Source organism: Aliiroseovarius sp. B-4 (assembly GCF_056857795.1).
The window spans coordinates 101,999-117,899 of the sequence record NZ_JBSXNV010000035.1 but is presented as its reverse complement, the minus strand read 5'-3'; the positions used below and the strand labels follow the sequence as shown (position 1 = coordinate 117,899).

Annotated in this window: 16 protein-coding genes; 6 read left to right on the top strand and 10 right to left on the bottom strand. The window is 58.9% G+C overall.

Translation table 11 applies throughout. The features are described 5' to 3' along the window. Nucleotides 1-75: 75 nt before the first annotated feature. The 3 genes from AC13C8_RS08465 to AC13C8_RS08455 form a co-directional block, all read right to left on the bottom strand. A complete protein-coding gene (locus tag AC13C8_RS08465) occupies nucleotides 76-1,812 on the bottom strand; it encodes a peptidoglycan -binding protein (RefSeq protein WP_482847032.1) in 1,737 nt (578 codons plus the stop codon). 3 nt (nucleotides 1,813-1,815) lie between these two features. After that, nucleotides 1,816-3,015: a biopolymer transporter ExbB gene (locus AC13C8_RS08460; protein ID WP_091428578.1), complete on the bottom strand. Its 1,200-nt coding sequence runs from the start codon at nucleotides 3,013-3,015 to the stop codon at nucleotides 1,816-1,818. A gap of 78 nt (nucleotides 3,016-3,093) precedes the next feature. Next, nucleotides 3,094-3,633 carry a gamma-glutamylcyclotransferase gene (locus AC13C8_RS08455; protein ID WP_091428576.1) on the bottom strand — a complete coding sequence of 180 codons (540 nt, stop codon included), beginning with the start codon at nucleotides 3,631-3,633 and terminating at the stop codon, nucleotides 3,094-3,096. A 71-nt stretch (nucleotides 3,634-3,704) separates the two neighbouring features. Here AC13C8_RS08455 and AC13C8_RS08450 point away from each other — a divergent pair, with 71 nt between their 5' ends. The 5 genes from AC13C8_RS08450 (at nucleotide 3,705) to AC13C8_RS08430 (ending at nucleotide 8,616) form a co-directional block, all read left to right on the top strand. After that, nucleotides 3,705-4,706: a DUF2125 domain-containing protein gene (locus AC13C8_RS08450; RefSeq protein ID WP_177179285.1), complete on the top strand. Its 1,002-nt coding sequence runs from the start codon at nucleotides 3,705-3,707 to the stop codon at nucleotides 4,704-4,706. A 179-nt stretch (nucleotides 4,707-4,885) separates the two neighbouring features. Then, a complete protein-coding gene (gene purB / locus AC13C8_RS08445; protein WP_482847031.1) occupies nucleotides 4,886-6,193 on the top strand; it encodes an adenylosuccinate lyase in 1,308 nt (435 codons plus the stop codon). Nucleotides 6,194-6,269: 76 nt separating this feature from the next. Beyond that, complete coding sequence (locus AC13C8_RS08440; protein ID WP_482847030.1) at nucleotides 6,270-6,431, top strand: hypothetical protein; 162 nt, start codon at nucleotides 6,270-6,272, stop codon at nucleotides 6,429-6,431. 34 nt (nucleotides 6,432-6,465) lie between these two features. Beyond that, nucleotides 6,466-7,620, top strand: coding sequence for a flagellar motor switch protein FliG (locus AC13C8_RS08435; protein ID WP_482847029.1), 1,155 nt, complete (start codon nucleotides 6,466-6,468; stop codon nucleotides 7,618-7,620). Between the two features lie 114 nt (nucleotides 7,621-7,734). After that, complete coding sequence (locus AC13C8_RS08430; protein WP_091428572.1) at nucleotides 7,735-8,616, top strand: lysophospholipid acyltransferase family protein; 882 nt, start codon at nucleotides 7,735-7,737, stop codon at nucleotides 8,614-8,616. Between the two features lie 26 nt (nucleotides 8,617-8,642). Here AC13C8_RS08430 and AC13C8_RS08425 read toward each other — a convergent pair whose 3' ends face one another. Then, the gene (locus AC13C8_RS08425; RefSeq protein ID WP_482847028.1) at nucleotides 8,643-9,377 is read right to left on the bottom strand and encodes a DUF1223 domain-containing protein; all 735 of its coding nucleotides are present in this window, start codon (nucleotides 9,375-9,377) and stop codon (nucleotides 8,643-8,645) included. Between the two features lie 230 nt (nucleotides 9,378-9,607). On the opposite strand from AC13C8_RS08425, the gene acnA reads away from it, so the two are divergent. After that, the gene (acnA, locus tag AC13C8_RS08420) at nucleotides 9,608-12,358 is read left to right on the top strand and encodes an aconitate hydratase AcnA (RefSeq protein ID WP_482847027.1); all 2,751 of its coding nucleotides are present in this window, start codon (nucleotides 9,608-9,610) and stop codon (nucleotides 12,356-12,358) included. 374 nt (nucleotides 12,359-12,732) lie between these two features. Here acnA and AC13C8_RS08415 read toward each other — a convergent pair whose 3' ends face one another. From AC13C8_RS08415 to AC13C8_RS08390, 6 genes are all read right to left on the bottom strand, one after another. Next, nucleotides 12,733-13,290, bottom strand: coding sequence for a DsbE family thiol:disulfide interchange protein (locus tag AC13C8_RS08415; RefSeq protein ID WP_482847026.1), 558 nt, complete (start codon nucleotides 13,288-13,290; stop codon nucleotides 12,733-12,735). Then, nucleotides 13,277-13,438 carry a heme exporter protein CcmD gene (gene ccmD / locus AC13C8_RS08410; RefSeq protein WP_482847025.1) on the bottom strand — a complete coding sequence of 54 codons (162 nt, stop codon included), beginning with the start codon at nucleotides 13,436-13,438 and terminating at the stop codon, nucleotides 13,277-13,279. The genes AC13C8_RS08415 and ccmD overlap by 14 nt, the downstream gene beginning before the upstream one ends. Then, complete coding sequence (locus AC13C8_RS08405) at nucleotides 13,431-14,165, bottom strand: heme ABC transporter permease (RefSeq protein WP_091428563.1); 735 nt, start codon at nucleotides 14,163-14,165, stop codon at nucleotides 13,431-13,433. The genes ccmD and AC13C8_RS08405 overlap by 8 nt, the downstream gene beginning before the upstream one ends. A 67-nt stretch (nucleotides 14,166-14,232) precedes the next feature. Continuing rightward, a complete protein-coding gene (ccmB, locus tag AC13C8_RS08400) occupies nucleotides 14,233-14,889 on the bottom strand; it encodes a heme exporter protein CcmB (RefSeq protein ID WP_482847024.1) in 657 nt (218 codons plus the stop codon). Next, on the bottom strand, nucleotides 14,886-15,527 hold the full coding sequence (gene ccmA, locus AC13C8_RS08395; protein WP_482847023.1) for a heme ABC exporter ATP-binding protein CcmA: 642 nt from the start codon (nucleotides 15,525-15,527) through the stop codon (nucleotides 14,886-14,888). Before ccmA ends, ccmB begins: the two co-directional genes overlap by 4 nt. Before the next feature lie 10 nt (nucleotides 15,528-15,537). Next, nucleotides 15,538-15,891 carry an Mth938-like domain-containing protein gene (locus AC13C8_RS08390; RefSeq protein WP_091428555.1) on the bottom strand — a complete coding sequence of 118 codons (354 nt, stop codon included), beginning with the start codon at nucleotides 15,889-15,891 and terminating at the stop codon, nucleotides 15,538-15,540. Between the last annotated feature and the right edge of the window lie 10 nt (nucleotides 15,892-15,901).

Sequence of the window (15,901 nt, the reverse complement as noted above, 5' to 3'; positions counted from 1 at the left end):
GCCGGACCATATAAAACAGGAAGAGGCCGCAGATTGCTGCGGCCTTTTCTTATGTCCATGATTGCTGCGCGGGGGTTATCGCTCGGTCAGTTTCAATTCGATCCGCCGGTTCTGCGCGCGGGCTTCAGGCGTGTCTGCGGTGTTGACCGGACGATATTCCCCAAACCCGGTTGCGGCCAGCCGCTCAGGGGGAAAGCCCAGATCGTTGATCAAATACTGAACAACAGACAACGCCCGCGCCTGGCTTAGCTCCCAGTTGTTGCGATAACGGCCGGTGCCGGACAGCGGCACATTGTCGGTGTGCCCATCAACGCGGATGATCCAATCAATCTCATCCGGGATCTCACCCGCCACCTCGGATAACAGAGCCGCGACCTTGGCAACCTGCGCCCTGCCTTCAGGTTGCAATGCGGCCTCGGCGCTGCTGAACAACACTTCTGAAGAAAACACGAACCGGTCGCCAACGATCTGAACCCCTTCACGATCCGCCAGAACCTGTCTCAGCTTGCCAAAAAATTCGGACCGATATGCGGCAAGCTCCTTCGCTTCCTCCTCCAAACGCTTGCGCTCGGCCTCTTCCAAGGCGGCGCGTTTGCGCTCCTCTGACGCGACGCGGGCAAGGGCCGCGTTCAACTCCGACCCGAGCTTCTGAATTTGCACCTGCGCCTCCGCATCTCGGGCGTTGCCTTCGTCAAGAATTGCCTGAAGGCTGCCCAATTGCGTGCGCAGTGCTGCAACCTGTTCATTCAAAAGCGCGATCCTGCGCTGGCTTTCGGCGCTTTCGGCCTCTTTTTCAGCCAGTTCCAGATTTGCCGCCGCCAGCAGGCGCGCTCGTTCTTCCGCCGCGCTCAATGTCTCCTCTACTTCGCTTTCCGCAGCCAGTCGCGCGGCCAACGCCGCTTGCAATTGCGCGCGCAGTTCCGGCAGATCGGCCAAGTCCTCTTTGCTCTCATCCAGTTGCGTCAGTGCCGTCGCCAGACGGGTTTCAAGGTCTGCGCCCGCTGCCTTTGCTGCCGCCAACAGGGTCAGAGTTTCTTCCGCCTGCTTCCGCTCGGCCTCAAGCGCAAGGGTCATGGCCGTCAGTTCCTCGTCCGCGGATCGCAGACGTTCGCGCAACGCCGCTGCGGCAGCAGCTTCGACCAGCCGGCCTGCTTCTTCCTCGTTCAACGCGGCGGCTTGCTCATCCGTCTTCGCTTCCAGATCGGCCACCAAGGCTTCCAGCGCCTCGCGTTTTGCCGCCGCCAGGCGGGCGGCCTCGGCGCTTGCGTCCACCTCGTTCCGCGCCCTGGCCAACGCCAGCGTCAACGCCTCTTGCTCGGAAATCATTCGGGCCTGCACGGCTTCCAACTCCTCGACCGTGGCGCTCAGGGCCGACCCTTCTGCCAGCGCCTGATCCCGCTCTGCCAACAACGTGGCCACCTGCGCTTCGAAACTGGTGATCTTCGCGGATTGGGTGGCCAGTTCACCAGCTTGTGCTTCGGTCTGGGCGGTCAGTTGCGCGATCAGGGCCGCCTGCGCCTCGGACACCGAGCGCGCCTCTGCCAAGGTCGCGTTCAGACTGCCCAGTTCTCCTTCCAGTTCCGCCGTGCGCGATCGCTCCAACCCCAGCGCATCGGCCAACCCCGCAACCTGACTGGACAGCTCGTCCAACTCATCCGCCTGCCCCGAGATTGTTTCGCGAAGAATAAATTGCACGATCATGAAAATCGTCAAGACGAACATCAGAACCAGCAACAGCGCGGTCATCGCGTCAACAAAACCGGGCCAGATCGAGCTGCTCATCCTTTGAACCGATCGACGCGTCAGGGCCATGGCTTAGGCCTCGTCCTGACCAGAAGCGATCCGAATGGTGTGGATCAGCGTCGCCATATCGCTTCGCAGATCCGACAGGCTTTCCTGCCGCCCCGCCTGCATTTCTTCCAGAATGCGCAAAAGTTGCACGTCGATGGACCGAAGTCGCATGCGGCTTTCGGCATCGGTCTGTGCCTCGGCTTCTTCATGCTGCGCCTGCAAGGTCACGATCAACCTTTCCTGCCCCTCGGCCAGTCGGGTCAGCGCCTCGCCCTGCCCGTTGTCCTGTCCCAGATGGGTCGAAAGCGTTTCGAGCTTTTCGGCCAACTGCCCCAGCCGTTCATCCAACATTGTGCGTTGCACATCGCTGTGTGTGAACAAGGACTGCATCGCTTCGATCTGCTCAGCCAGAACGCCAAGATAGACCCCTGCATCCGCGCCCTCTGCCTCTCCGTCACCAGAGGCGAAGCTGATCTTGGTGATGGTGGACAACCATTCCTCAAGCTCTCGGTAAAACCTGTTTTGGCCATGGCCCGCAAACAGCTCCAGCAGGCCCACCACAAGAGACCCGGCAAGTCCCAAAAGCGAGGATGAGAACGCAGTGCCCATGCCGCCCAACTGCGCTTCCAACCCGGTCATCAGGCGGTTGAACACTTCAACCCCGCCCTCCCCTTCGCCCGGCGCAAGCGAGCGGATGGTTTCGACCACCGCCGGAACAGTGGTTGCCAAACCATAGAAGGTGCCAAGAAGGCCAAGGAAAATCAGCAGGTTGACGATATAGCGCGTAATGTCGCGTGCTTCGTCAATCCGCGTCGCGATACTGTCAAGGATCGACCGGGCCGAGGCCGCACCGATCTGCAAATGCGTCCCACGGTTCGACCGAAAAAGCGCTGCAAGGGACGCCAGCAAACGCGGCGCGCGATCCGGGTCGTGCCCATCCCGTTCCTGCACATAGCCTTCTATCCAACCAACAGAGGAAAACACCTGCCAGACTTGCCAGAAACAGGCCAACAACCCGATCACGAAGACAAACAGGATAAAGCCGTTCAGGTACAAGTTCGCCTGAAAGACGGGCAGCACACGTGGAAGGGCGATGAACACGCCAAACCCGACCAGCCCAAGCACCACCAGCATCACGAAGATCTGGCGGATCGGATGGGTGAAAGACGGCTCGGCCCCTCGTTTTTTGGGCGCAGTCAGCGTCCCGCGATCCAGCTGATCCATGCGGGATATTCCTTGTCGCCATTGTTGTTGCGCACAGGATAGGCGCAAGCGGTGCAGGTGCCAAGCCTTGTCTGCGGGCTAGGGGTTCACCATCGCGCGCACGGTTTGCGACAGCCAGTTCAGGTCCTGATCCTCGATGCCCAAATCGGCCAGATGCGCAGCGGTGTTGTAAAGATATTCGGTATTCGGCCCCCGTCCACCAACCGCCCGCGCAATGATCTGTGCCTGTTCATCAAGCGCGATCTGGCAGTATTGAACATGATCGGGGTCGATCACATATGTGACTGCCTCGACCTCGCGCCCGTCCTGAAGAACGATTTTCAACCGCTTTTCCAGATAAGCGGACGACACAAGCTCTCGCTCGCGCAGCTCGGCCAACGTTTTGTTGTGGCTTTTCGGGCAGGCACGAAACGCCAACCCCTGGCAGCACGCGCCATCCATTTCGTCCAGCGCCAGCACAAGTCCCGGCGCATCCTCGGTCCCGCGATGATGGATCGACCGCATACAAAAACTGCGATGATAGCCAGGAAGCGTCGCGACCACCGCCTCGGTGTGATCGAAGCCCGGGTTCCACATCAACGAGCCATACCCGAAAACCCAAAGATCCTGTGTGCTCATTTCACTCGCTCTTAACCACGTGTCACTTTAAATACGCCAATATGCACGCAAAGCGGCAAGAGGAAAGAGTGATGCACAGATTGATCGTGATAGCCTTGGTATTGGCAAGCCTGTGGGGCGGGTATTGGTATGTCGGGTCAAGTGCCACCGAACGCGCGTTTGCGGCATGGGTCGCAGACCGACAAGCCGATGGCTGGGTCGCCGAGGCTGCGGATATCGCGACTCGCGGATTTCCCAACCGTTTCGACACGATCTTCACCGACCTGGAGCTGGCTGACCCCAACACCGGCTTGTCCTGGGTTGCTCCTGAATTTCAAATTCTCGCCTTGTCCTACAAGCCCAATCACGTCGTCGCTGTTTGGCCCGGCACGCAGGTCATCGCCACTCCCGAACAACGGGTCGAGTTCTCAGGCAGCGACGTCAAAGGCTCTATCATAGTGGCCCCGACAGCTGACCTGAGCCTGGAACGCAGCTCAATCGTTCTGGCGGATATCACGATGTCCTCGACCGCCGGATGGACATCTTCAATGGAGCGCGGCCAACTGGCGACCCGCCGACTGGAGAACGGTAACAACCGGCACGAGATTTATTTCGAGGCGACGAACCTGACCCCTGCTTCGTCTTTCGTCCAGTCACTGGACGCGAATGACCTTCTGCCCCCCGTCTTCGAAGGTATCACGCTCAGAGCCAATGTGGATTTCACCGCGCCATGGGACCGTGCAGCCATCGAAACAGCTCGGCCACAAATCTCGTATATCGACCTGAACGAGATGAAGGCAAAATGGGGCGAGTTGGAGCTTTGGTTGGCGGGCGAAGTTGATGTCGATGCTCAAGGTATACCAACCGGGAACGTGACGGTGAAAGCCCGCAACTGGCGCCAGATGATCGAAATTGCCCGCGCGTCTGGCACCCTTGCCCCAGAGCTTGTCTCAACCGTCACCGGCGCGCTGCAATTCGTGGCGGGTTTGTCCGGGGACGAAAACACGCTGGACGTGCCCCTGCGCCTGTCAGACGGGCGTATGTTTCTTGGCCCCATCCCGATCGGCACTGCCCCGGTAATCCGCATCCGCTAGAATCGCGCACCACAAACAGACTGACCGGGGTTTCTTCTGGCCCAAAATATCCTGGGGTGAATGCGTGCAGCGCAGAGGGGCAACGCCCCTTCCCCCCTTTCCAAAGAGCCCTCTCTTGTTCGCTGCAGCGCGGCAGTCTATGAAAGCGTCGACTGCTCCAACGAAAAAGGTCTGCCCGCATGATCCCTCGCTATTCCCGCCCCGATATGGTCGCCATCTGGTCCCCCGAAACCAAGTTCAGGATCTGGTACGAGATCGAGGCGCATGCCTGCGACGCGCAGGCCGATCTGGGTGTGATCCCGCGTGAGAATGCCGAGGCGGTCTGGAAAGCCAAGGATGTCGCGTTTGACGTCGCCCGCATCGACGAAATCGAAGCTGAAACCAAACATGACGTCATCGCTTTCCTGACCCACCTTGCCGAACATGTCGGCAGCGAAGAAGCCCGCTTCGTGCACCAGGGCATGACGTCATCCGACGTGCTGGACACCTGCTTCAACGTGCAACTGGTCCGCGCCTCCGATATTCTGATCGAGGACATGAAAGCCCTGCTTGCCGCGCTGAAGACACGCGCGTTTGAGCATAAGGACACGATCCGCATCGGCCGCAGCCACGGCATTCATGCCGAGCCCACCACGATGGGCCTGACCTTCGCGCGCTTTTATGCCGAGATGGACCGCAACCTGAACCGTCTGGAAAAAGCCCGGTATGAGATTGCCACTGGCGCCATCTCGGGCGCGGTGGGCACATTCGCCAATATTGACCCTGCCGTCGAAGAGCATGTGTGCAAAATGATGGGGCTGGAAATCGAGCCGATCAGCACGCAAGTCATCCCGCGCGACCGCCACGCGGCCTTCTTTGCCGCGCTGGGTGTTGTCGCCAGTTCGATCGAAAATGTCGCCACCGAAATCCGCCACATGCAGCGAACCGAGGTCTTGGAAGCGGCTGAATTCTTCTCGATGGGCCAGAAAGGCTCCTCGGCCATGCCGCACAAGAAGAACCCGGTCCTGACCGAGAACCTGACCGGTCTGGCCCGTTTGGTTCGTATGACCGTGGTGCCCGCGATGGAAAACGTGGCGCTTTGGCACGAACGCGACATCTCGCATTCCTCGGTCGAACGCAATATCGGCCCCGACGCCACCATCACGCTGGATTTCGCGCTTGCACGTCTTACCTCGGTCATCGACAGGCTGTTGGTATATCCTGATAACATGATGGCGAACATGAACAAATTCCCCGGTCTGGTCATGTCGCAACGCGTGCTTCTGGCCCTGACCCAAGCTGGCGTCAGCCGCGAGGACGCCTATCGCATGGTGCAGCGCAATGCGCTGAAAGTCTGGGAAACCGGTTGTGACTTCAAAGAAGAGCTGCTGGCCGATGACGATGTGGTCAAAGCGCTCGGCACGGACGGGATCGAAGAGAAATTCGACCTTGGCTATCATACCAAACATGTCGACACGATCTTCAAGCGGGTGTTCGGCGACGTCTAAGCGCTTTATGCCAAACATCCCGATTTGGGAATCACCCTATTTCATGTTATGATGAGACTTCCGAAAGGAGGCCTCAATGCAATTGAAGACCCTACTCTGTGCGCTTGTGCTGACTGTATTGCCGACATTGTCCATTGCCTCGGGCTGCCCACGTGGCGAGCAAAAAGTAGCCAGCTGCGACACAGGGCAAACTTGGGATGACGCAACGAAAGCCTGTGTTGACGCCGTTTCCAGCTAATTCGCAGAGGCGGTAAGCCCGCCTTAACTCGACCGTGGCAGTCTGGCACAAACCAGACGAACGAGGCCGCGCGTTGACCGCATTGGATATCGAACATACCGACATCATGCCGACGAATATCGGCGTGTCGAAAAAGGATTCCATCCCATCGAAGGGGATTGCTCCGCCTGGCCGCGCCTCGGCGGTGACACGGGTTTTGACGCGTAAGCAAAAGGCCGCAATCATTGTGCGCCTGCTGCTGGCGGAAGGGGCTGTTTTAGCCTTGCAGGATTTGCCCGAAGGATTGCAGGCCGAATTGATCCGCCAGATGTCCGACCTGCGATATATCGACCGCGCTACGCTGAAATCCGTCATTGATGAGTTTGTGCACGAGATCGAAGATATCGGCCTCGCCTTCCCCGGCGGGATCGAAGGAACGCTGTCGATTCTCGACGGTGCCATAAGCCCATCGACTGCGGCACGGATGCGCAAAATGGCGGGCGTACAGCTCACCGGCGATCCCTGGGCGACGATTGCAGGGCTTGATCCAGAGCTTCTGTTAAACATTTTGAAAACGGAAAGCACCGAAATCGCGGCGGTGCTTCTGTCCAAGCTCAAGGTGTCGGTCGCCGCAGAGTTGTTGGGGCAGTTGTCCGGCCCGCGGGCGCGCAAGGTGGCCTATGCCGTATCGCAAACCGGGGCCATCGCCCCCGATGTAGTCGAGCGGATCGGTCGTTCGCTGGCGGATCAGCTGGGCACTCAGCCCCCGAAAGCCTTCGACGATGGGCCGGTCGAGCGGGTTGGGGCAATCCTCAACGCCTCGCCTGCTGCCACGCGTGACGATGTGCTGAACGGGTTGGACCAAGATGACACAATCTTTGCCACAGCAGTTCGCAAGGCCATTTTCACCTTTGCCGACATTCCTGCCCGCATCGCACCAACAGATATTCCAAAGGTTACTCGGGATGTGGACCAGGCCGTTCTGGTCACGGCCTTGGTGGCGGCCACCGGCGATCTGGAGCCGATCGCCGAATTCATCCTTGGGGCCATCTCCAAGCGAATGTCCGAACAGATAAGGGAAGAAATGACCGAACGCGGCGACGTGAAACCGAAAGAGGGTGAAGCCGCAATGGCCGCCATCGTCGTACAGATCCGCGAGCTTGAAGCCGCCGGAGAAATCACACTTATCGCCGACGATGACGACGAGTGATCTGCCGACCCCATGCGGCAAGAGCTTGCGAGCCCCCGCCCCCGCTTGTATGTCTGAGCACCGATAGATGCAGCGCGCGCAGGACCATTGCGCAGCGCCTCGGGAGACAGGCAGATGGTGCAAGAAAAACGGGGGGTTGGCCCCTATCTGACACATGTGGCGCTGTCTGGCGTGTTGAACCTGCCACGCCTGTTGCCCTATCGCTGGCGCCTGCCGGCGGTTGGCTGGCTGGCCGCGCATGTGGTTGGCCCCATTGCGGGATATGACAAGCGCATCCGCAACAATCTGGCGCTGGCTTGTCCCGATATGCCCTCCGATCAGGTCGATCAAATGGTGGATGCGGTTTTAACCAATGCCGGTCGGTTTCTGGCCGAGATGTGGTCTGGGAACACGTTCTATAACCGACTGAAATCCACCGAACTCTCCGGTCCCGGTCTGACCGCTATGGAGCAGGCAAAGGCAGACGGCCGGCCGATCATCGCAATTTCCGGGCATTTCGGGAACTACGACGCCGCACGCGCCGTGACCATTCAGGCGGGCTATAACACCGGGGCGCTATTTCGTCCGATGTCCAATGCCTATTTCAATGAAAGTTACAAGGCGCGGATGGAAGGGTTCGAAGGTAAGGCGTTCGAGCAATCCCGCCGGGGCATGGCCGAGATGGTCAAACATTTGCGCAAGGGTGGGCTTTTGGCAATCCTGCTGGACCAGCGCGAAGATCAGGGCGCAAAGCTCAGCTTTTTCGGTCAACCCGCCATGACCACGCTGGCAGTTGCGGAAATGGCGTTGAAATACAATACGCTATTCATTCCCGTATTTGCCATTCGCAAGGACAACGGTCTGGATTTCAACATTGTCGTGGAAGACCCGATCGCCCACAGCGACGCCGAAACGATGATGCAGGAATTCAATGACCGGTTCGAAGCACGGGTGCGCCAGAACATGGACCAATTCCTGTGGATCCATAATCGCTGGCAATTGCCCGACGCAGAATAGTCCGGAATCGCCCAGGCTGTCAGCGATCACTCAACTTTGATTGCGGCCAGGATTTCGCCGGGATACCCGCCTTTTCTGGCGGCTTGCAGGATGATTGCCGCTGCCTGCCCGTCAGGTGCGATGGGGCTAGGAAGCTCGAACTCGACAGCCTCCATCCCGTCCCAGGCCCCAACACTCTGAATATCCGTAACCACATTTGTCGATGCGATCGACAGACCGGCATTTTCACCACGGCTGATGTCCACCTGCGCCTTGGGTAGAAAGCGCACGATCTGGACAAGCATCTGAGCCGGAAGGCCCAGATGGGTCATACGTTCGATCCGCAGTCGTTGCCCCCCGTTTCCCACGCGGGTCGTCAGCAACACCACGCGCTGCGGTTTGGCCTGTTGACGATGGATCAAATCCATCACCTTAACGGCGTGGCTGCCCACGACCTGATCGATCCCGCCTATGACCATTTGCGGGGTGTAGATGGACCGCGTGCCAAAGCCATAAGCGTAAGCCTTTTGTCTTTTGGTGTTCGCCGCTTTCGCAAACGTGTCTTTCCAGCCGATGTAATCCCAGTAATCGACGTGAAGCGCCAAAGGCAGGATGTCATCATATTCGGCCAGTTTGCCCAACAGCGCGTCAGCGGGCGGGCACGACGAACATCCTTGTGATGTGAACAGTTCGACAACCGTAACCGGGCGCTGTTGCGCGGTTGCAGTCGACGCACCAAACCACGCGGCGCATATCAGGATCAGCGGTAGAACTGCTCTCATCAGGTTTCTTTTCCGTTTGGGTCAATCTCTAGATAGCGCGCCCACCAAGACGCTGCCAATCAAGGTTTTGCGAGGGGTTTGTTACAGTTTTCGCCGATAAGTCGGGAATGGGGTCGATTTCTGGTGTGCAATCGTATACAAAACCCCGGAATCTTCTTGCGTCACCCCCCGTTTTTGGGGCAAATGCAAGCCAGCCCAACCCTGTATCCTGACCATAAGGGAGCCATTCCATGACCATTATCGTAGGTTCAGACACCGCCAAGACGCGCAAGACGCTCAAGGCCGGTGGCTCGTCCATCGCATACTACTCGATCCCTGCCGCCGAGGCTGCGGGCCTTGGTAATTTCTCGCGCCTTCCTGCGGCACTGAAAGTCGTTCTGGAAAACATGCTGCGCTTCGAAGACGGTGGCCGCACGGTCAGCGTGGATGACATCAAAGCCTTCGCCGAGTGGGCTGAAAAAGGTGGCAAGAACCCGCGCGAGATCGCTTATCGCCCCGCCCGCGTTCTGATGCAGGACTTCACCGGCGTTCCTGCCGTTGTTGACCTTGCCGCAATGCGTGATGGCATCAAGGCGCTGGGGGGCGACGCCCAGATGATCAACCCGCTGAATCCGGTTGATCTGGTCATTGATCACTCGGTTATGATTGACGAATTTGGCAACCCGCGCGCGTTCCAGATGAACGTGGATCGCGAATATGAACGCAATCTGGAGCGTTACACCTTCCTGAAATGGGGTCAGTCGGCATTCAACAACTTCCGCGTCGTGCCCCCCGGCACGGGCATTTGTCATCAGGTGAACCTTGAGTATCTGGCCCAGACCGTCTGGACCGACGAAGACCAGAACGGTGAGCAGGTCGCATACCCCGACACGCTGGTCGGCACCGACAGCCACACCACCATGGTCAACGGCTTGGCCGTATTGGGCTGGGGTGTCGGCGGGATCGAGGCCGAGGCCGCGATGCTGGGTCAGCCGATCTCGATGTTGATCCCCGAAGTTATCGGCTTCGAACTGACCGGCGAGATGATGGAAGGCACCACGGGCACTGATCTTGTGCTGAAAGTCGTCGAAATGCTGCGCGCTAAAGGTGTGGTCGGCAAGTTCGTCGAATTCTATGGCCAAGGTCTGGACCGTCTGCCGCTGGCCGACCGGGCCACCATCGCCAACATGGCGCCGGAATACGGTGCCACCTGCGGCTTCTTCCCGATCGACAATGAAACCCTGCGTTACCTGCGCACCACCGGCCGTGACGAAGAGCGTATCGCACTGGTCGAAGCCTATGCCAAGGAAAACGGGTTCTGGCGCGGTGCCGATTACGCCCCCGTCTATACCGACACGCTGTCGCTGGACATGGGCACCATCGTACCTGCCATCTCGGGCCCCAAACGTCCGCAGGACTACACCCCACTGGATCAGGCTGCGAAAGCTTTCCTCGACGTGGTGAACGAATATCGCGGCATCGACGACGACCCGGAAGCTGCCAAAATGGCAGCCGAGGGTCCGACGCCGAAAGCACCCGCAGATCCGCGTAAATCGGCTGCGGTCGAAGGGGAAGACTACAAGATTCGCGATGGGTCTGTCGTGATCGCTTCGATCACGTCCTGCACCAACACATCAAACCCCTATGTGATGATCGGGGCAGGTCTTGTGGCGCGCAAAGCCCGCGCGCTGGGTCTGAACCGCAAGCCTTGGGTGAAAACCTCACTGGCTCCCGGGTCGCAGGTCGTGTCCGCCTATCTTGAGGCCGCTGGCCTGCAAGAAGATCTGGACGCCGTTGGCTTCAACCTGGTGGGTTACGGCTGCACCACCTGTATCGGCAACTCGGGTCCGATCCAGAAAGAGCTGTCGGAAGCTATCTCCGAAAACGACCTGATCGCCACCTCGGTCCTGTCGGGCAACCGGAACTTCGAAGGCCGCATCTCGCCTGACGTGCGTGCCAACTATCTGGCCTCGCCCCCCTTGGTGGTTGCCTATGCGCTTGCCGGTGACATGAATATCGACATCGCCAACGATCCGATCGCGCAAGATAAGGACGGCAACGATGTCTATTTGAAAGACATCTGGCCCACGACGCAGGAAGTGGCGGAACTGGTGGAACAGACCGTCACCCGTGATGCGTTCCAGTCGAAATATGCTGACGTGTTCAAAGGCGACGAGAAATGGCAATCGGTCGAAACAACGGACGCCGAGACCTATGACTGGCCGGCCTCATCGACCTACATCCAGAATCCGCCTTATTTCCAAGGGATGTCGAAGGATGCTGGCGTGATCTCGGACATTGAAGGCGCGAAAGTGCTGGCGGTTCTGGGTGACATGATCACCACCGACCACATCTCGCCTGCGGGCAGCTTCCCTGTCACCTCGCCCGCCGGTCAGTATTTGACCGAACGGCAAGTGGCCCCACGCGAGTTCAACTCTTATGGGTCGCGTCGCGGCAACCACGAGGTGATGATGCGCGGCACGTTTGCCAACATCCGCATCAAGAACGAGATGCTGGAAGGCGTCGAAGGTGGCTACACCAAAGGCCCGGATGGCAAGCAGACGTCGATCTATGACGCGTCGATGGCCTATCAGGAAGCTGGCACCCCGCTGGTGGTCTTTGGTGGCGAACAGTATGGCGCAGGCTCGTCGCGTGACTGGGCGGCGAAAGGCACAAGCCTGTTGGGCGTCAAGGCCGTAATCGCCGAGTCGTTCGAACGCATTCACCGCTCCAACCTCGTTGGTATGGGCGTGATTCCGTTCGAGTTCACCGGCGACGACACCCGCAAATCCTTGGGTCTGACCGGTGACGAAACCGTGTCGATCAGAGGTTTGGCCGGTGATCTGAAACCGCTGTCGAACGTGCCGTGCGAGATCACATTTGCCGACGGATCGACCAAGTCGATCGAACTGAAATGCCGGATCGATACGGAAGTCGAGATTGAATACGTCGAAAACGGCGGCGTGCTGCACTATGTGCTGCGCAACCTTGCCAAGTCTTAATCCGACCCAGTTCAACAAACACCAACGCGCCCTGTTCAGGGCGCGTTTTTTTGTGCGCATTTACCAGGTGAACAGGTCGGCGGCAGTTGAACAGATGACATTGAGATGTTGTGATCAGAAACACAGTCAGGATCAAGATAGCGGGTTAATCTGGCGGTAAGAAGCGTCACTTTTTTGAAGGAATTAATTGTTTCCTCCGGTTCGGAAGTGCTAGTATTCCCTCGGATCGGAATATTTCACTGACCAATTTGAAACGCCTGTTAGATCGCCAATGGACCCGTCTGTTTTATGTATAATTTCTTGCGCCAATTCCCGCTCCCACTTCTGGAAACAGTCGCGTTCAGCGCGTTTATCCTGATGTTGAACGCCGCTGGTTAACGGCTGGCGGCGTCATCTATCGCGGGGCGGATTACGCTTTCCAAAATGCTTTCGGTAATCGGACCCGCAAAGCGCTTCACCACGGTGCCATCGGCAGCAATGATGAAGGTTTCCGGCAGGCCGTACAAACCCCATTCAAGACCTGTACGTCCTTCGGTATCGGCCATCAATTTTGCGAACGGATCGCCCAGTTCCTCAAGGAATCGGCGCGCGTTTACCGGGTCGTCTTTGTAGTTGATCCCATTGATCACCACACCCTCGTCGGCCAGCGTTTGAAGCTGCGGGTGTTCCGCGCGGCAAGGCGCACACCAACTGGCCCAGAAGTTCACCAGCTTGACCCCGGCGGATTTCAGATCGTCATGGGTAAAACCTTCGGCCCCGTCAAAAGCGGACAAACGATCAACACTGGGCGCAACCCCGCCTTCTCTCGTAGACGGCAGCGTATCATTGCCGCTATCGAAGAACATTTTCCACCCCCCAAGCAGAACAATACCCATAACGATTACCAGAGGAAGTGCATAGTAGAGCGGGAACTTAGTGTTATCTTGGGTCATTTTGTAACGCCCTCTTTTCGGCCGCTTCAAGCTCCCGTTTCACATGGTGCGAACGGCGCCAGGTGACAAGGATCAACGCGATCAAAAGCGCGAGAGTAATCCCCCATGAAGACAGGATCGCACCAGCATATTTGCCCAAGTCAAGCATCTTTCATCCTTTCACGGATTTCCAAACGGTGCAGGCGGACAAGGCGCAGCTCGGTCCGGGTGCGGATCAGCACGAGGGCCACGAACAGCAGAATGAAGCCTGCTATGCTCAAAAGCAGTGGAAAGTAATAGACATTTGCCACGTGCTCCTCCTTGTCCAAGGACAAGGATGCGCCTTGGTGCAGCCCCTGATTCCAGAAATTCACGGCATAGCGGCTGAGGATCGCAAAGACCGAACCAACGATGCACAGGACCGACGTCAGATCTGCGGCGGTGTCCGGGTTCTCGATCGCGGCCCACAGGGCCATGTAGCCCAGATAGAACAGAAACAGGATCAGAAAGCTGGTCAGCCGCGGATCCCACGCCCAATAGGTGCCCCACATCGGCTCGCCCCAGATCGCACCGGTGATCAGGGCAATCACTGTCATCGTAACACCGATCAAAGCCGCCGCCTTGGCGGCGCGCACCGAAACATGGTGGCGGCGCACAATCCAGATCAGTGACGTGACAAGCATCATCGCCCAGATATTGATCGCCATCATCGCCGAGGGCACGTGGAGATAGATGATCTTGACCGAGTTGCCGAAGTTGGCGGCCTCTGGCGTGAAGAAGAAACCCCAGATCAGGCCCGGTATCAGCGTGATCGCAGCCAAGCCGATCACCCAAGGCAACACCTTGCCGCTGAGCGCCATGAACTTGACCGGGTTTGCGAATTCCCAAAGTGACATTTGCTTCCTCTATTCGGTGGCTATGATTTGCGCAAGCATAGGGGGTTCATCCTCACGGCGACTTGACCTATCTCAGGTTAATGCGCAGGGCAGCTGCGGCAGCGAAAGGCAGAAGCGCAACCGATCCAGCGGTGATGCCCGCCATCATCAAAAGCGGCGTAAGGGCAGACTGCCCCGCGGTGCCGCGGGTGGCGGCCTCGGCGCCGAAGATCAGGGTTGGAATATAAAGCGGAAGAACCAACAGCGACAACAGAAGCCCGCCACGCTTCAGCCCAACCGTCAACGCCGCGCCAAACGCGCCGATCATCGACAGCGCCGGCGTGCCAATGAGCAGTGTGATGAAAATCCAGTAATGCCCGGGCGTTTGCAGGTTCATCAGCGCCCCGAAGGCTGGCGCAGCCAGCGTCAGCGGCAGACCGGTGACGAGCCAATGCGCCAGCGCCTTGATGGCAACCGTGCCCTCCATCGGGATCGGCGCGGTGGCGAGCAGGTCCAGCGAGCCATCCTCGAAATCCAGTTGAAAAATGCGGTCGAGAGACAGAAGGCAGGCCAGCAGTGCACCGACCCAAAGAATGCCGGGCGCAATTCGCGACAGGATCGCGGCCTCTGGTCCGACGCCGAAGGGCACAAGAGTGGAGACGATCAGGAAAAACGCCAAGCCCAGACCAAAGCCACCGCCGGCACGCATCGCCAGACGCAGGTCGCGAACCAACAGAGCAATCATGAAAACGCCTCGTCAAAATCTGCATAGCGGTCGCGTTGCTGGTTGGGTGCGGCGCGGTCTCCATTGGCGCGGAACGGGCCGACGTCAAACGTATCCGCCTTCAGCCCAAGGTCGATATGGGTCGCAATCAGGGCCGCCCCGCCACCCGCGACATGGGCGCGCACTGCATCGGCAAACAAACCGACGGATGCTGTGTCCAGCGAAACGGTCGGTTCGTCCAGAAGCCAGATCGGTCGCCCCGTGACCAGCAATCGGGCCAGTCCCAACCGGCGCTTCTGACCCGCCGACAGATTGCCTGCGGGACGATGGGTCAACCCCCGCAGATTGAACCCCTGCACTGCGGCGTCGACGCTGCCAATGCCATGCACCGAAGCCCAGAACCGCAGGTTCTCCTCGACCGTCAATGTGGCTTTCAATCCATCTGCATGGGCGCCATAGGTGATATTTTCGGGGTCCGCCGATACCTGCCCCGCGATCGGAGGCTGCAAACCCGCCAAGGTGCGCAAAAGCGTGGTTTTTCCCGACCCGTTTGGCCCGCGCAGGATCAGCGTCTGTCCGGCGGACAGGGTGAAACTTACCCGTTCCAGCACCGGCACACCGCCGCGCGCGACGGACAGGTTATCGACCCTCATTTCCATGTCAGAAGCCTTAGACCGGAAGGGCGGCCAGCGCAATGCGCCGAGCTTCCGAGATCAGCACATTATAGGTGCGGCAGGCTGGCGCAGAGGCCATCGCCTCGACCCCAATGCCGGCCTCTTCCAGGGCATTGCGCAGAGCGGCGGGCGGATGGGCGGGATCGGCCCCGGTGCCATAGAATAAGACGTCGATCTTGCCTGCCAGCGCCAGCAGCGGTGCCAAGTCTTCGGGGCCATCCCAATTGGTTGCCATGTCTTCGGTCACAAGGATCGCACCTTGAATCACCTCGCCTGCCACGCGGAAGAAACCGGGGCCATAGCCATCAACCGGCTGGGCGCTGTCATATTTGACTTCATGAAGCTGCATATCGGGTCCT

Bases quoted from the DNA above. Each gene is read 5' to 3' on its own strand.
- AC13C8_RS08465 (WP_482847032.1), bottom strand. From the start codon at position 1,812: ATGGCCCTGACGCGTCGATCGGTTCAAAGGATGAGCAGCTCGATCTGG.
- AC13C8_RS08460 (WP_091428578.1), bottom strand. From the start codon at position 3,015: ATGGATCAGCTGGATCGCGGGACGCTGACTGCGCCCAAAAAACGAGGG.
- AC13C8_RS08455 (WP_091428576.1), bottom strand. From the start codon at position 3,633: ATGAGCACACAGGATCTTTGGGTTTTCGGGTATGGCTCGTTGATGTGG.
- AC13C8_RS08450 (WP_177179285.1), top strand. From the start codon at position 3,705: ATGCACAGATTGATCGTGATAGCCTTGGTATTGGCAAGCCTGTGGGGC.
- purB (WP_482847031.1), top strand. From the start codon at position 4,886: ATGATCCCTCGCTATTCCCGCCCCGATATGGTCGCCATCTGGTCCCCC.
- AC13C8_RS08440 (WP_482847030.1), top strand. From the start codon at position 6,270: ATGCAATTGAAGACCCTACTCTGTGCGCTTGTGCTGACTGTATTGCCG.
- AC13C8_RS08430 (WP_091428572.1), top strand. From the start codon at position 7,735: ATGGTGCAAGAAAAACGGGGGGTTGGCCCCTATCTGACACATGTGGCG.
- AC13C8_RS08425 (WP_482847028.1), bottom strand. From the start codon at position 9,377: ATGAGAGCAGTTCTACCGCTGATCCTGATATGCGCCGCGTGGTTTGGT.
- acnA (WP_482847027.1), top strand. From the start codon at position 9,608: ATGACCATTATCGTAGGTTCAGACACCGCCAAGACGCGCAAGACGCTC.
- AC13C8_RS08415 (WP_482847026.1), bottom strand. From the start codon at position 13,290: ATGACCCAAGATAACACTAAGTTCCCGCTCTACTATGCACTTCCTCTG.
- ccmD (WP_482847025.1), bottom strand. From the start codon at position 13,438: ATGCTTGACTTGGGCAAATATGCTGGTGCGATCCTGTCTTCATGGGGG.
- AC13C8_RS08405 (WP_091428563.1), bottom strand. From the start codon at position 14,165: ATGTCACTTTGGGAATTCGCAAACCCGGTCAAGTTCATGGCGCTCAGC.
- ccmB (WP_482847024.1), bottom strand. From the start codon at position 14,889: ATGATTGCTCTGTTGGTTCGCGACCTGCGTCTGGCGATGCGTGCCGGC.
- ccmA (WP_482847023.1), bottom strand. From the start codon at position 15,527: ATGGAAATGAGGGTCGATAACCTGTCCGTCGCGCGCGGCGGTGTGCCG.
- AC13C8_RS08390 (WP_091428555.1), bottom strand. From the start codon at position 15,891: ATGCAGCTTCATGAAGTCAAATATGACAGCGCCCAGCCGGTTGATGGC.